Raw genomic sequence first — 13,975 nt, 5'->3', positions numbered from 1 at the left:
TACAACAAAGCGCATCGGTTGTAACCGGCACGGCGCTGCGATTGCGTTGTCGAGGCGGATTCGATCGGTGAATCAGGAACTACGTCAACCCGCGTCCAGCATGGCCCTGATCGCGGCGAAGCCGACGTCGGCGCGTTCCTTCTTGCGCTCCGCATCGGCCACCGGGTCCGCGCCGTCTCGCTGCAGCTCGGCGGCCGGCAGTTCGTCGAAGAAGCGGCTGGGCGACAGGCGCAGCTTGCTGCCCCAGCGCTGCGCCTCGCGCGAGTGCGAAAGCCACAGCTGTTCCTTGGCGCGGGTGATGCCGACGTAGAGCAGGCGTCGCTCCTCGTCGAGGCGGCCTTCGTCGATGCTGGCTTCGTGCGGCAGTGTGCCGTCCTCGACGCCTGCGATGAAGACGTAGCGGAATTCCAGTCCCTTCGCCGCGTGCAGACTCATCAGCCGCACCTGGTTGCCGGCGTCGTTCTTGTCGGCGTGCGTGAGCAGGGCGAGCGAGGCGGCGAGTTCGCCGGCGCTGGTGCCGCGAGCACCCTCGAACCATTCGGCCAGCTCGTCGAGATTGCCGCGACGAATCTGGAACAGCTGTTCGGTCTTGCACTGCGCGCGCAGCGCGTCGAGCAGGCCGGAGCGTTCGTTGAGCTTGCGCACCAGATCGGAAGGCGACAAGTGCGCGGCATCGCCGCGCAGGCCGCGCACGATGTCGACGAAGCCGCTGAGCGCGTTCGCGGCGCGTGGTTGCAATTGTTTCAGCAGGCCCACCGACTCGGCTGCGCGCAAGAGCGGCATGTGCGCGTGCTGCGCGAGTTCGGCCAGCTTCGCCAGCGTGGTCGCGCCGACCTCGCGCTTGGGTGACTGCACCGCGCGCAGGAAGGCCGCGTCATCATCGGGATTGGCCACCAGCCGCAGCCACGACAGCGCATCCTTCACCTCGCCGCGATCGAGGAAGGCCGTGCCGCCGGACAGGTGATAGGGCACGCGCAGCAATTGCAGCGCCTTTTCCAGCGCGCGCGATTGATGATTGCCGCGGAACAGGATGCAGAACTCGTTCCATGCCGCACCGCGCGCGGTGTGCAGGAAATGGATTTCGCCAGCGATGCGCTCGGCCTCGTGCGCGGAATCGCGGCATTCCCAGATGCGGATGCGTTCGCCATCGGCTTGCGCGCTCCACAGTGTCTTCGGATGCTCGTGCGGATTGTTCGCGATCAAGGCGTTGGCCGCGCGTAGCACGCGGTTGCTGCAGCGGTAGTTCTGTTCGAGCTTGACCACCTTCAGCGCCGGATAGTCGCGCGCCAGCTGCGACAGATTCTCCGGATTGGCGCCGCGCCAGGCGTAGATGCTCTGATCGTCGTCGCCCACGCAGGTGAAATTGCCCTTGTTGCCGGCCAGTGCCTTCAGCAGCCGGTATTGCGCGTCGTTGGTGTCCTGGCATTCGTCGACGAGCAGATAGCCGATACGCTCGCGCCACGCCAGGGCGCACTCCTCGTCGTTCTCCAGCAGCTGCACGGGCAGGCGGATGAGATCGTCGAAATCGACCGCGTTGAAGGCCGACAGCCGCGCCTGATATTTGCCATACAGCGCCGCGGCCTCGTGCTCGCGCGTGCTTTGCGCGCTCGCGAGCGCTTCTTCCGGCGACAGGCCGGCGTTCTTGGCGCGCGAGATCAATCCCTGCATGGCTTGCACCACGTCGGGTTTCGCGCCGGGCATCAGATCCTTCAGCTGCGTCATGGTGTCGTCGGTGTCGAAGATCGAGAAGCCGCGCTTGAGCCCGGCCTTCGCATGCTCGATCTGCAGCAACTTCAAGCCAAGCGCGTGGAAGGTGCAGATGGTCAGCCCTTCCGCCGCGTCGCCCTTGATGCGGCGGCCGACGCGCTCGCGCATTTCCTTCGCCGCCTTGTTGGTGAAGGTGATCGCGGCGATGCGCTTGGCGGGATAGCGGCTGGATTGGATCAGGTGCGCGATCTTTTCGACGATCACGCGCGTCTTGCCGCTGCCGGCGCCTGCGAGCACCAGCATCGGGCCGTCGCAATGCGCGACCGCAGCGGATTGTTGAGGGTTGAGGCCGTGCATTGGGAACTTCCGATCTATGCCATCAGTCTACAGACATGCGCGGCACCGGCCGCCTACGATGCGGTCGCCGGAAAAAGTCAAGGACAAGGAATGCGGGGGAGAGTCGCCATTTTCATGTTGAGCGCGTTGCTGTTCACGAGCGCCGCGACGGCTGCCGACAAGAAGAAGGCATTACCCCCCGATCCGCTTCAGGACCCGGTGATGCTCACGGCCGGCTTTCTCAGCGGTCATCCCGATCTGCGCTACCGGCTGCTCGGGCTGGAAAAGCGCAAGCAGGAAAAGCTCGAGGATGCGCTGAAGTTCTTCCAGCGCGCCGCCTACTACGCCGACAAGCCTTCGCAGGGCATGGTCGCGGAAATGCTGTGGAACGGGCAGGGCGCGCCGCAGGATCACGCGCTGGCCTATGCCTGGATGGATCTCGCCGCCGAGCGGGGCTACGAAGGGTTCCTCGGCCTGCGCGAACGCTATTGGGGTGAACTGACCGAGGCGGAGCGCAAGCGCGCCATCGACGTCGGACAGGAGCTCTACGCCAAATACGGCGACGCCGCCGCCAAACCCCGCATCGCCACCGCGTTGCGCCGCGAGCGGCTGCGGATGACGGGAAGCCGCACCGGCTTCACCGGCAATCTGGAGATCTTCGTGCCGAGCCCGGGCGGCGGCACGGTCATCAGTGGCTCCAAGTTCTACGACAAGCGCTACTGGGACCCGAAGCTGTATCAGGAATGGCACGACGCCATCTGGGCGAAGCCGCGCATCGGCCGGGTCAGTGTCGGCGAGGTGGAAACGGTGAAGGAAGACACGCCGCCGCTCAAGTCGCGCGTGCCGGACACCGCGCCCCAGGCCGACGCGCCGGAACCGGAAACCCCGAGCGAGCGATGACCGGCGGACGTTAGAATCCGCCTCATGGCCAAGCTCTACTTCTACTACTCGGCGATGAACGCCGGGAAGACCACCACGCTGCTGCAATCCGCGCACAACTACCGCGAGCGCGGCATGCGGGTGATGATCCTGACGCCGCGCCTGGACCATCGCGCCGGCAGCGGCACCGTCGCCTCGCGCATCGGTCTGCAGGCGCAGGGCGTGTCGTTCGATCGCGATGACGATCTGCAGCGATGCATCCAGGACGACATCGCAGCGCATGGCGACCTGCACTGCGTGCTGGTGGACGAGGCGCAGTTCCTGAGCAAGGCGCAGGTGTGGCAGCTGAGCGAGGTGGTCGACAATCTGCGCATCCCGGTGCTGTGCTACGGCCTGCGCACGGATTTTCGCGGCGAGCTGTTCGAGGGCAGCCAATATCTATTGGCCTGGGCCGACGAACTGTCCGAGATCAAGACCATCTGCCACACCGGCAAGAAGGCGACCATGACCGTGCGCGTGGACGACAACGGCTACGCCGTGCAGGACGGGCCGCAGGTGGAGATCGGTGGCAACGAGCGTTACGTCTCCGTGAGCCGCGCCGAGTTCAAGAAGATCGTGCGCGGCGAAGGGCGCATCGAGCCGTTGCAGCAACCGCTGCCGCTTTGATCCCCGACGCATGAACCGTCTGCTCGAAATCCGCACATACCGTCTGAAGCCGGGCACGATCGCCGACTTCCACGCGGCCATGCACGGCAGCGCCGTGCCGATGCTGCGAAGCGCGGGCATGGACGTGGTGGCCTACGGCCGTTCGGATCACGAGGAAGAAAGCTATTTCCTGATCCGCGCCTACGACAGCCGCGAGGCTTTGGACGCGGAGCAAGGCCGCTTCTATGGTTCGGAGGCATGGCGACAAGGGCCGCGCGAGGCGCTGGTCAGCAGGATCGAGACCTACTTGAACACGTTGCTGTGGGCGTCGCCCGAAGCGGTGGAAAGCCTGCGCGCCTCGAACCAGTCCGAATGACTCTTGGTGCTTGCTTTCGTCATCCCAGCTTTCGCCGGGATGACAGGGTTGTCATCCCTCGAATCGAAAAATGTCCTAGGGCAATACCAGGATGTCTTCCCAATCGGCGGACGTCTGATCGCGCAGCGATGACGGCAGCGTCGGAAACGCATCGACGAAGGCATCGCTCTTCAGCTGGTTGATCGAGATCAGCTTGCAGGTCGGCGTGCCCGTGTTCTCGCACCAGTAGGCGCCCGCCACCTGCGCTTCGGGCACGTAGACCGCCTTCCAGGTCTGCGTCGGCACCACCACCTTGCCGCTGTTGATGGTGGTGGACATGGTGGCGAAGTCCGGGCCGGTGACGATGTAGGCCTCGCCATAGCTCTTGGCGACCACGCGCACGGTCTCCTCGATCACGCGCCATTTGTTGCGGTTCAACGTTGGTGTCTGAGGCACGACGTTCGCGATCGAGAAGGTTTCCTTCTGCGCGGTATTGGTGGAGGCATCACCGGCCGGCATCATGTGGCCGCGGTCGTAGCCGCTGTTGGTGTAGCTCGAATGCGTGGTCGGGAAGCCGGCCTCGCTGGTGAAGTTCATGTCGATGCGGGTGATCGACTCCGCACCGAGCACGCGCGCCTCGGTCAAGTGTTGCGCCGACCACAGATTGGTGCCGGTGACCTTCGAGGCGTACAGGTTGTATTCCTGCTTGCACAGCGTCAGCGTTCCCGAGTTCATGTCCGAGTTGAGCAGCACCGGCTGCCGGCCGTCGAGGTACTCGTCGTTCGTGCTGCTGTCGCAGGTGATGGCCTGCGCTGAATGCGCGGCGAGCCAGAGTCCGAGGATCGAAAGCAATCTTGCGGCTGAGTTCACGAGCAACCTCTGCGGACTTGGTCAGAGCCCGCAGCGTGCCGTTCTCATGAGAAAGCGAGATGACAGCTTGTTGTCGAAACGGTGACGAAACGTCGACGCATCAGCGCTGGCAGTGTCGACACCACACCGTCGCGCGCTGGCCGATGGTGGTCAGCGTCAGCGCGCGTCCGCAGGTCTTGCATGGCTCGCCTTCGCGTCCATACACCGACAATTCCTGTTCGAAATAACCCGGCGCGCCATCCGGGCTGAGGAAATCGCGCAGCGTCGTGCCGCCGCGTGTGATCGCGTATTGCAGGATGCGGCGGATGCTCTCGGCGATGCGCAGATAACTCTCGCGCGAAACGCGCCCGGCCGCGCGCAGCGGCGACACGCCGGCCGCGAACAGGGCCTCGGCGACATAGATGTTGCCCACGCCGACGACCACGCGCTGGTCCATCAGGAAGACTTTCACCGGCGCCTTGCGGCCGCGGCTGAGCGCGAACAGATATTCGCCGTCGAAGGCGTCGGACAACGGCTCGGGGCCGAGATCGCGCAGCAGTTCGTGTGTCGTTCCCGGCGGCTGCCAGAGCAGGCAGCCGAAGCGGCGTGGGTCGTTGAAGCGCAGCACGCGACGAGGTGATCCGCTCGCGGCATCCAGCGCGACGTCGACGTGATCGTGCGTCGTCACCGCCGTGCTCGGCGGCAACACGCGCAGGCTGCCGGACATGCCCAGATGCAGCAGCGCGCTGCCCACTTCGGTATCGAGCAATAGATATTTGGCGCGTCGCCGCACCGCGGTGATGCGCTGGCCCGGCAGCAATTCGGACACCTCGCGCGGAATCGGCCAGCGCAGATCCGGCCGACGCAGCACGACTTCGCGCACGCGTCGCCCTTCGACGTGCGGCGCCAGACCGCGACGGGTGGTTTCGACTTCGGGCAACTCAGGCATCGACAGGTCTCGTGACAGCATCGATCACGACGGCGCTGGCATATTCGCGATCGTCGTAGTCGAGTATGGCGCCGAAGGCTTGCGACAAGCGCTCGGCCGTCAGCGCATGTTCGCGCGGTCCGTCGTCCAGCACCTGGCCTTCGCTCAGCAGCACGATGTGGTTGATCTCGGGGATGAGTTCCTCGAGATGGTGCGTCACCAGAACCAGCGTGATGCCGTCCCGGGCGAGCGCGCGCAATGTCTGCAGAAGGCGATGGCGGGCGACCAAGTCCAGCCCGGTCGTCGGTTCGTCCAGCAACAGGGCGCGCGGCGCATGCACCAGCGCGCGCGCGACCAGCACGCGTCGCGCTTCGCCGGTCGACAGCGTCGCGTATTCGCGCTCGGCCAGAGGCAGCGCGTCCACGCGCGCGAGCGCCTCGCGTGCGCGATCGCGCATCGAGGCGGTGACTGTCTGCGGTTCCGGCGCCGCCAGTCGGGCTTCGAAGGCGCCAAGGACAACATCTTCCACACGCAAGCCAGGCAGCGACGCCAGATCGTCATGGATCGCGCCGGTGACGATGCCAAGCTGCGTCCGGATCTCGCGCACGTCCCACAAATGCATGCCGAGGATGCGCACCGCGTGGCGTCCGTCGTCGTGCGCCAGCGGATACAGCTCGCGCGTGATCAACTTGATCAGCGTCGATTTGCCGCAGCCGTTCGGCCCCAGGATCGCGGTGTGCCGGCCGAGCGGAATCCGCAGCGACACATCCCGCAGCGCGAGACGGGCGCCGCGCATCACGCTGGCGTGATCCAGTTCGATCAGCGGTGGAGCGGGGAGGTGCGTGGCATCGGCGGGCATGGCTGGGAGATGAAGGCGCGGATGGGGAATCCCAACATCCCTATTAGACTTCGGATCGCCAGTCGCCATCGACGGGCATCGCTTCCATGCGAAACAAACCGGCCACCGCTGCGTCCCCTCCGCCCTCCGGCCAGTCTCCGGGTCCGGCCCTGCGCGCCTATGCCGCCGCCGAGCTCGATGCCGCCATCGCCGGTCTGGCGCGGCACGGTCATCGCCTGCATACGGGCGTGCACCATGCCCGCAAGGGGTTGCGGCGCACCCGGGCGGTGCTGCTCCTCGGCGGCGAGGACCTCGGGGACGGCGCCCGTCTGCTGGTTCGCGAACTCGCCCGCGTGAATCGTGGTCTCTCTGCCCTGCGCGACGCCCATGCCCTGATCGAAACCCTCGACCGCCGCATCGCCAAGCATCCGGACGCGGAGACGCGCCCCCTGCTGCGCCGCGTCCGCCATGTCGCGGCGCAGCGGCGGGCGGATCGGCTGCGCGCCGAACTCGACGCCGACCCCGCCCTGGCCGCCCGCCGCCAAGCCCTGCAAGTGCTGCGGGCCGGCCTGGACGCCCTGCCCTGGGCCGCCCTCCAGCCCGCCCGTCTGCAGCGCGCCCTGACCGACAGCGCCGCCCGCGCCGACCGGGCGCACGCGCGCGTACATGCCAGCGGGGACGAGGAAGACTGGCATCGCTGGCGCCGCCGCATGCGCCGCCTGTCGCAGCAGCTGCGCGCCGCCAAGGCCGCGGGCCTGGCCTTTCCCGCCCCGCGCGCCTTCGACAAATCCCTGGCCGAACAGCTCGGCGTCGCGCAGGACCTGCGGCTCCTGCTCGACCAGGCCAAGGGCGGCCTGCCGCTCGAAAAGGCCGACCGCGCCGCCCTGCGCCACTACGCCAAGGTCGCCCTGGCCAAGCAGCAGCGCCGCATCGCCGCCATCGAGCGCGCGGTCGAACCGGCGCCGATCCCCGCTACGCGGGATCGCCGAAAACGGGACTGAATCCCGTTACCACCGTACCCCGACGCACAGATTGAAAAGCGTCACGTCGATGGCATGATGTCCATGCGACACTCGGCGGCCCTATAGGTCTGTCCATCCGCTGTCGTCATTTGACCGTGCTCCTGGAGCTGTAATGCCCACCTCTCTGCTCGACTTCCTCGCCGGCGGCCTCACGCAGGCCGGACCCTGGACCCTGGTGATCTACTTCCTGATCGCCACCCAGCTGACGATCTTCTCCGTGACCCTGTACCTGCATCGCAGCCAGGCGCACCGCGGCGTCGACTTCCATCCCGTGCTCAACCACTTCTTCCGCTTCTGGACGTGGCTGACCACCTCGATGATCACCAAGGAGTGGGTGGCCATCCATCGCAAGCACCACGCCAAGTGCGAGACCGAGGACGATCCGCACAGCCCGATGTACAAGGGCATCAAGACCGTCTTCTGGCGCGGCGTCGAGCTGTACCGCGAAGCGCGCGCCCAGCGCGCCGACATCGAGCAGTACGGCAAGGGCGCGCCCAACGACTGGATCGAGCGCCACCTCTACACCCCGTTCGCCACTATGGGGCCGACGTTCCTGCTGTTCGTCAGCTTCGCCCTGTTCGGCTTCAAGGGCGTGGCGATCTGGGCGATCCAGATGGCCTGGATTCCGTTCTGGGCCGCCGGCGTCGTCAACGGCCTCGGCCACTGGTGGGGCTACCGCAACTTCGAGACCACCGACACCGCCACCAACCTCACCCCCTGGGGCGTGTGGATCGGCGGCGAGGAACTACACAACAACCACCACGCCTTCCCCAGCTCGGCCAAGTTCGCCCTGCGCAAGTGGGAGTTCGACATCGGCTGGGCCGCGATCAAGCTGCTCGAGAAGGTGAAGCTGGCCAAGGTGCTGCGCGTGGCGCCCTCGCTCGATGTGCGTCCCAACATCCACGTGCCGGATGGCGACACCATGAAGGCGCTGCTCGCCCACCGCTTCCAGGCCATGACCGACTACCAGCGCAACGTGCTGACGCCGGCCCTGCGCGAGGAAGCCCGTGCCGCCGGCGCCAAGCTGCGCGCGCTGCTGCCGCGCAAGCTGCGCAAGGGCATGGTCGACGACGGCCGCTGGCTGAAGCCCGACGCGCGCGAACAGCTGCGCACCTGGGTGGCCCAGCGTCCGCGCATCCGCACCCTGGTCGAATATCGTGCCCGCCTGTCGGCCTTGCTCGAAGCGCGTACCCACAACGCCTCCGAATCCCTGCACAACCTGCAGGCCTGGTGCCGCGAGGCCGAGGCCAGCGGCATCCGCGCCCTGCAGGAATATTCGGCGCGTTTGAAGGGCTACTCGCTGACCGCTCGCGCGTAAGCATGCGCGCACGCGACGCACGCACGAAGCCCGGCCATTGGCCGGGCTTTTTCGTGGGCGTGCCTTTGCTGATGTTCTTGTTGTTGACGAGCACCGCGCACGCGCAGGTGAAAGCCACCGGCGACTATCTCTCGCGCATGGACACCGATCGCGATGGCCGCGTCTCGCTGGCCGAATATCAGGATTGGATGAGCTACGCCTTCGACGCCATGGATCGCGACCACGACGGCCAGCTCAGTGGCGCCGAGCTTCCGGGCGGCAAGGGCAAGCCGGTGTCGCGCGAGGATCATCGCGCGCGCATCGCCGACACCTTCTCCCGCCAGGATCGCAATCATGACGGGGCGCTGGATTCACGCGAGCTGGCCGCGCCGCCACAGTGACGGTTGCGCGTGCGCGGCCTGCGCGCCTTCAGAAGCGGAACAGATAACCGACGGGCACCCGAGTTTGCCTGGAGCGTTCGATCGGCGGACTTTCCTTGATCTCGTCTCCGAACCCGGTCGCGGCCACTCACGCCGCTTCAACCAATGCGCATCGACAACTCGACGTCCTCGCCGAATGGCGTGGACAGATAACCATTCGCGGGCGAGCGCACGTGCGCCAGATAATCGGGGCTGTAGTCGGCGTTGTCGGCGACGATGAACGCACCCGGCCTGAGACGGCTCTCCACCAGGTTCAGGATCTCGGGATAGAGTCCCTTGGCGCCGTCGAGCAGCAACAGATCGATCGTTTCCGGAAGATCGGCGCTCAGCGTCTGCAGCGCATCTCCTTCGCGGATCTCCACCAGATCGATGAGGCCGCCGGCCGTTAGATTCTCCCGGGCACGCACCACTTTTGACGGCTCGAACTCGGTGGTGATCAGGCGACCGCCGCCGTTGTCGCGCAGGGCCGCGGCCAGATGCAGCGTGGAGATGCCGAACGAAGTGCCGAACTCGACGATCGTGCGCGCGCCGCAGCCACGCGCCAGCATGTAGAGCAGCGTGCCCGTTTCCCTGGAGACGGGAAGCGGTAAATCCTTCATGCGGCTGTAGTAGTCGAGGTATTCGGTCTTGCTTTGCATCCAGCGTTCCCGCTCCTCGCGGGAGAGCGCGGCCACCACAGAGCTCGTCGCCGGCGATGCCCGGGCGGCCTCTTCGAATAAACGATCCAGCAAGGGAGCAAGCGGAGCTGATGTCAGGAGTGACATGTCGGTTTCCGGTATGAAATGCGCGAATATCCGCGTCGAATTAGAATGCGACTAATTCGTCAGATTCGCTATTCGCATTATCAACGCCGTCATGACCACTCGCCGAAAACACAAGATTTCCCTGCGAAAACAGCCCAAACAGGCTCGCTCGAACGAGCTGGTTTCCATCATCCTGGAAGCGGCAGTTCAGGTTTTGGAGAAGGAAGGCGCACAGCGCTTCACCACTGCGCGTGTCGCCGAGAAGGCCGGCGTCAGCGTGGGATCGCTGTACCAGTACTTCCCGAACAAGGCGGCGATCCTCTTTCGACTCCAGAGCGACGAATGGCGACAGACGGCCGAGTTGTGGATCGGCATTCTCGAAGACACCAGCAAGCCGCCGCTCGAACGATTGCGCACTTTGGTCCATGCCTTCATCCGTTCGGAATGCGATGAAGCAAAGATGCGCATCGCACTCAACGATGCGGCTCCGCTCTATCGCGATGCGCCCGAAGCACGGGAAGCGAGAGCATCCGGAGACCGCGCTTTCCAGGCCTTCATGCAGGAGGCGTTGCCATCCGCCTCGGAAGCGACCCGCGCCCTCGTCGGCGACCTGATCACGACGACGCTAAGTGCGGTGGGCGCGAGTTTCTCGGAAAGCCCGAGGACTCCCGCGGAGATCAAGGCCTATGCCGATGCCTTGTCCGACATGTTTTGCGCCTACATCGAAAGTCTCGAGAATGACTGAGACGGGTGAAGGCAGGCAAGCTTGGCTCGATGCGTGTGGTATTCATTCGCGACCAATAAGTGGACGTATCTGGTGCCCCACTTCTGGCTCCGTCAATTCCAGCGCTTTCGCACTCAAAATTGAGTAGAGTAATTATGAATCAGTGGCCTACCAAGGAATGAGGATGTCTACTGAGTACAGTCCAGCAAATGATGAGCCGATCTTTGAGATAGACCTCGGTGCGAATGGCGGGAAGCTAGCGCCTTCGACGATAGAGAGTCTTATTACTTGGCTTCAAAAAGAGGGTAGCGCTTGGCAGTGGGTGAACGCCCAAAGTTTCGGCAGTCACGATGGTGTCATTCGTAATGCTATAAGTGAAATCTCGAGCGCTATGCACCGCGCTCACGAAGCAATGCAGCACCGGGAAAGTAACGCTGCCCACTCGAAGAACCAGCTCCAAGCGACTCAGGATTTGATTCGGCGGATCTACATCGATCTAGCCTTTCCTCACACGAGTACGCCCCGGTTCAAGCGCATCGAAGCGATCCGGGCTGATCATGGTGACTTGGCAGCAAGCTTCTATGTCAGCGCGATTCTGGATCAGCATGGAGTAACTTACGAACCGCGACAGCTTTCTGCCTGGAGAGGTCTGCTCGAAGCTATCGTTGACAAATATGGTCCACTGGGTCCGTCCAAGAGCAAGATAAAGGCGGTCGAGGAATCTATTGAAGAGCTTCGCGCGAGGCTTGAAGGTGTCATTGGTGAACGAAGTGTAGTCCTTGACGATCTCCATCGAAATTACCAGTCATTGACAGCTGAGTTGGAAGATCTCGTGGCTACCCAGAAGGAGGTGTTTGAAGTTTCGCAAGCGGGGCGGAATGACTCATTCTCAGAACAGGCGAAAAGCCATAAGCGAGACATGGAGGGTATTCGTCGCGCGTTTCAGGAAGGTATGGCGTTGAGGGCTCCAGCTGAGTACTGGACCAAGAAGCGTTTCGCGCATCGCTGCATTGCAACCGGTTCTGGTGTATTGGCCTTCTTATCCATTGGTGGCTGCGCGTGGTTTCTGGCTGCAGAAATTAAGACTCTCTTGGCAGTTACCCACCCCGGGCAGAGCCCTGATCATTGGAGAGTCGCTGTGCTGGCTTTAGTCGCAGTTTTCGCGGTATGGGCCGTGCGTTTGGTAGTTCGTATTTTTCTAAGCCACGTACACCTGGCAGGTGACGCCTCGGAGCGTGTGGTGATGTTGAAGACCTATTTGTCTCTGATTGAGGGTGCTCAGTTGACTGAGGATGGTGAAAGAGCTTTGATCTTGAATGCGCTGTTTCGTCCAGCGAGCGACGGCATCGTCAAGGATGAAGGATTGCCGCCTTCCTGGATGGATTTCGTTACACGAAATCCGAAGTAGGACGCAGCTTTACCGTCCATGGCCGCTTTCGACCCAGAGCGGACGTTTGGTAGGTTTGACTACCGAAGCAATTCCGCCGACAACGCAATGCAGTCGTTACCCGTGATTGGAGCGAAATCCGCTTTAACTTGGAGCAGGGTGCCTAGGATGGCGTCGTCCCGGAGGCCTAACCCGAAGCAGCAAGCCGCAGGAACCCCGAACAAGTCGCGGTAAATTTGAGCGGGGAACTCAAACAAAGGCGTGCGATGAGAGCACATCTCGCCAACTTCTTTTGAGTTCGCCATGCGCTATCACAACTACATTATGACCCGGAATTTCAAGGAAAGTCTCTGCCGGGACAAGGCCCCGCTAAAGTCTATCGCCGGCGTTATCATGCGCATTGCAGATGAGTCTGCATAGGCACTAACGGCTGCTTCAGATCGGGCCGCTTCGCCGTTTCACTGAACTAAGACACACAACATCTACTCATGAGACTCGAGTCGTACAGAATATTTTATCGATCTGCACGTCGCATGCGGTTGCTCTACGACGTAACTGCCCACTCCTACAATCTCATGTATGAAGATGGGCGTCGTCGTCTTCGCGACCCAGCTCAGAGGGATGCTCTAGTAGAGATCGCACTCACAAAGCAGACAGTCAAACGCCCTCTCAAAGTACTCACTTTCCATTCCAAGGATGTTTATCCGCAACTACTCAGATCCACGTTGCTCATAAGATTAGTTGCAATGTTCGAAGCCTTTTTGATCGACACCTTAGAAGAAGTCTCAGAGCGATCAGATGATACGATTGATGGCGACAAAGTAGTTGAAATCACGCAGAGGCAGTTGCTAGCCATTGACCAAAAACAGTCTCTTAAATCATTCTTGATGCAGAAGACATTAAGACAGCTTACGAGTGCTGGATTTCGCGAAATCAAGAAATTTTATAGATCAAAGCTTGGCGTTGAAGTCGCTCAAGCCAATACATCTTCGAAGTTATTGGAAGAGATACACGATAGAAGGCATCTATACGTTCATCGCGCTGGACATGTTGATGAGCAGTATGTGCATAAATACCCAACTTCTGGCTTCAAAGTCGACGAGCTCGCGCCAATAGATGAGGGCTACTTCCTTGCAGCACTTGGATTGATCAACAATGCCGCTCTACAGGTTAAAAATCAAGTTGAAGCCAAGTATCCAGACGCTCCCACTTGGTGCTACAAGCAAGGGAGCCAGCGACTCTCAGGCTCGGATTTGCTTGTAGTGGTAACAGCCAAGATCATCAGCCCAGATGCGCTCTCGGATCTCCTGGATCTCTCGTGCCCTATAGACAGCTCGCAAATAGCAAGTGACATCACAATTTGGGTTTCGACAAGATCGAGAGATGTCCGTTGGCTATTGTCGGGCTCTAGGTTACAGATCTCTAAGTTGTTCAAGATTCTGACTTATCATCAGAACCAAGGTCATATATCCAAGCTCGATTCATTCAAGGTCAACCGAGATTTCTCCCTAGCGCTTGATTAAGCCAGTGCTGGTCTTACTGCGTGGCATGATTTATTCGTTAGCTGATGTTCGCATGCTCGCTTCCGTATTCAAGAGCCGCGCATGACATTCAGCGGGTCCAGCCCTTCGCCAGCCTCCGTCCCTATTGCTGCCCACAAGGCAACACCGTGAGCCCCCGCACGGGTCTACTGTCTTTCCCTCGCGTTACCTACGCTGATCCCACACGGCGCCCTGCCGTGGTCTGAGTCCAACGCTCCCGGCGGAGGACCTCGCCTTCAACCGAACCATCGCACTGTCCCGGCCGGGCTTCCACGATGTGCCCT

The 13,975-nt window shown here is 62.5% G+C and carries 14 protein-coding genes; 9 read left to right on the top strand and 5 right to left on the bottom strand.

What is annotated here, in order from left to right:
* Positions 1-84: 84 nt before the first annotated feature.
* Positions 85-2,064, bottom strand: a complete 1,980-nt coding sequence (locus LG367_RS00185; RefSeq protein ID WP_226467199.1) for a UvrD-helicase domain-containing protein — start codon at positions 2,062-2,064, stop codon at positions 85-87.
* Between the two features lie 114 nt (positions 2,065-2,178).
* Between LG367_RS00185 and LG367_RS00180 the strand changes: the two genes are divergently transcribed.
* The 3 genes from LG367_RS00180 to LG367_RS00170 are packed head-to-tail and all read left to right on the top strand — an operon-like array spanning position 2,179 to position 3,943.
* On the top strand, positions 2,179-2,943 hold the full coding sequence (locus LG367_RS00180) for an SEL1-like repeat protein (RefSeq protein ID WP_226467198.1): 765 nt from the start codon (positions 2,179-2,181) through the stop codon (positions 2,941-2,943).
* A gap of 24 nt (positions 2,944-2,967) precedes the next feature.
* Positions 2,968-3,588, top strand: coding sequence for a thymidine kinase (locus LG367_RS00175; RefSeq protein WP_226467197.1), 621 nt, complete (start codon positions 2,968-2,970; stop codon positions 3,586-3,588).
* 10 nt (positions 3,589-3,598) lie between these two features.
* Positions 3,599-3,943 (top strand): NIPSNAP family protein, encoded by a 345-nt coding sequence (locus LG367_RS00170; RefSeq protein ID WP_226467196.1) that lies wholly within the window; start codon positions 3,599-3,601, stop codon positions 3,941-3,943.
* A 75-nt stretch (positions 3,944-4,018) separates the two neighbouring features.
* Here LG367_RS00170 and LG367_RS00165 read toward each other — a convergent pair whose 3' ends face one another.
* The 3 genes from LG367_RS00165 to LG367_RS00155 all read right to left on the bottom strand — a co-directional run bounded on the left by LG367_RS00165 (position 4,019) and on the right by LG367_RS00155 (position 6,558).
* The gene (locus LG367_RS00165; protein ID WP_226467195.1) at positions 4,019-4,792 is read right to left on the bottom strand and encodes a DNA/RNA non-specific endonuclease; all 774 of its coding nucleotides are present in this window, start codon (positions 4,790-4,792) and stop codon (positions 4,019-4,021) included.
* Between the two features lie 100 nt (positions 4,793-4,892).
* Positions 4,893-5,720, bottom strand: coding sequence for a bifunctional DNA-formamidopyrimidine glycosylase/DNA-(apurinic or apyrimidinic site) lyase (mutM, locus tag LG367_RS00160; RefSeq protein ID WP_226467194.1), 828 nt, complete (start codon positions 5,718-5,720; stop codon positions 4,893-4,895).
* A complete protein-coding gene (locus LG367_RS00155) occupies positions 5,713-6,558 on the bottom strand; it encodes an ABC transporter ATP-binding protein (RefSeq protein WP_226467193.1) in 846 nt (281 codons plus the stop codon). Before LG367_RS00155 ends, mutM begins: the two co-directional genes overlap by 8 nt.
* An 86-nt stretch (positions 6,559-6,644) precedes the next feature.
* Between LG367_RS00155 and LG367_RS00150 the strand changes: the two genes are divergently transcribed.
* The 3 genes from LG367_RS00150 to LG367_RS00140 all read left to right on the top strand — a co-directional run bounded on the left by LG367_RS00150 (position 6,645) and on the right by LG367_RS00140 (position 9,257).
* Entirely contained in the window at positions 6,645-7,538 is an 894-nt protein-coding gene (locus LG367_RS00150) for a CHAD domain-containing protein (protein WP_226467192.1), read from the top strand.
* A 133-nt stretch (positions 7,539-7,671) separates the two neighbouring features.
* Positions 7,672-8,877 carry a DesA family fatty acid desaturase gene (locus LG367_RS00145; RefSeq protein ID WP_226467191.1) on the top strand — a complete coding sequence of 402 codons (1,206 nt, stop codon included), beginning with the start codon at positions 7,672-7,674 and terminating at the stop codon, positions 8,875-8,877.
* A gap of 71 nt (positions 8,878-8,948) precedes the next feature.
* Positions 8,949-9,257 carry an EF-hand domain-containing protein gene (locus LG367_RS00140; RefSeq protein ID WP_226467939.1) on the top strand — a complete coding sequence of 103 codons (309 nt, stop codon included), beginning with the start codon at positions 8,949-8,951 and terminating at the stop codon, positions 9,255-9,257.
* 137 nt (positions 9,258-9,394) lie between these two features.
* Here the strand turns inward: LG367_RS00140 and LG367_RS00135 are convergent, their stop codons facing one another.
* Complete coding sequence (locus LG367_RS00135; RefSeq protein WP_226467190.1) at positions 9,395-9,934, bottom strand: O-methyltransferase; 540 nt, start codon at positions 9,932-9,934, stop codon at positions 9,395-9,397.
* Positions 9,935-10,151: 217 nt separating this feature from the next.
* On the opposite strand from LG367_RS00135, the gene LG367_RS00130 reads away from it, so the two are divergent.
* The 3 genes from LG367_RS00130 (at position 10,152) to LG367_RS00120 (ending at position 13,673) form a co-directional block, all read left to right on the top strand.
* On the top strand, positions 10,152-10,784 hold the full coding sequence (locus LG367_RS00130; RefSeq protein WP_226467189.1) for a TetR/AcrR family transcriptional regulator: 633 nt from the start codon (positions 10,152-10,154) through the stop codon (positions 10,782-10,784).
* A gap of 163 nt (positions 10,785-10,947) precedes the next feature.
* A complete protein-coding gene (locus tag LG367_RS00125) occupies positions 10,948-12,171 on the top strand; it encodes a DUF6161 domain-containing protein (protein ID WP_226467188.1) in 1,224 nt (407 codons plus the stop codon).
* 512 nt (positions 12,172-12,683) lie between these two features.
* Positions 12,684-13,673, top strand: a complete 990-nt coding sequence (locus LG367_RS00120) for a hypothetical protein (RefSeq protein ID WP_226467187.1) — start codon at positions 12,684-12,686, stop codon at positions 13,671-13,673.
* The last annotated feature ends 302 nt before the right edge of the window (positions 13,674-13,975 follow it).

Source organism: Luteimonas panaciterrae, from assembly GCF_020511115.1.
Classification (GTDB): Bacteria; Pseudomonadota; Gammaproteobacteria; order Xanthomonadales; family Xanthomonadaceae; genus Luteimonas; species Luteimonas panaciterrae.
This window is presented reverse-complemented; position numbering and strand designations above follow the sequence as displayed.

Coding starts and splice junctions, on each gene's coding strand:
- LG367_RS00185 (WP_226467199.1), bottom strand. CDS start 2,064: ATGCACGGCCTCAACCCTCAACAATCCGCTGCGGTCGCGCATTGCGAC.
- LG367_RS00180 (WP_226467198.1), top strand. CDS start 2,179: ATGTTGAGCGCGTTGCTGTTCACGAGCGCCGCGACGGCTGCCGACAAG.
- LG367_RS00175 (WP_226467197.1), top strand. CDS start 2,968: ATGGCCAAGCTCTACTTCTACTACTCGGCGATGAACGCCGGGAAGACC.
- LG367_RS00170 (WP_226467196.1), top strand. CDS start 3,599: ATGAACCGTCTGCTCGAAATCCGCACATACCGTCTGAAGCCGGGCACG.
- mutM (WP_226467194.1), bottom strand. CDS start 5,720: ATGCCTGAGTTGCCCGAAGTCGAAACCACCCGTCGCGGTCTGGCGCCG.
- LG367_RS00155 (WP_226467193.1), bottom strand. CDS start 6,558: ATGCCCGCCGATGCCACGCACCTCCCCGCTCCACCGCTGATCGAACTG.
- LG367_RS00150 (WP_226467192.1), top strand. CDS start 6,645: ATGCGAAACAAACCGGCCACCGCTGCGTCCCCTCCGCCCTCCGGCCAG.
- LG367_RS00145 (WP_226467191.1), top strand. CDS start 7,672: ATGCCCACCTCTCTGCTCGACTTCCTCGCCGGCGGCCTCACGCAGGCC.
- LG367_RS00140 (WP_226467939.1), top strand. CDS start 8,949: ATGTTCTTGTTGTTGACGAGCACCGCGCACGCGCAGGTGAAAGCCACC.
- LG367_RS00135 (WP_226467190.1), bottom strand. CDS start 9,934: ATGCAAAGCAAGACCGAATACCTCGACTACTACAGCCGCATGAAGGAT.
- LG367_RS00130 (WP_226467189.1), top strand. CDS start 10,152: ATGACCACTCGCCGAAAACACAAGATTTCCCTGCGAAAACAGCCCAAA.
- LG367_RS00125 (WP_226467188.1), top strand. CDS start 10,948: ATGTCTACTGAGTACAGTCCAGCAAATGATGAGCCGATCTTTGAGATA.
- LG367_RS00120 (WP_226467187.1), top strand. CDS start 12,684: ATGCGGTTGCTCTACGACGTAACTGCCCACTCCTACAATCTCATGTAT.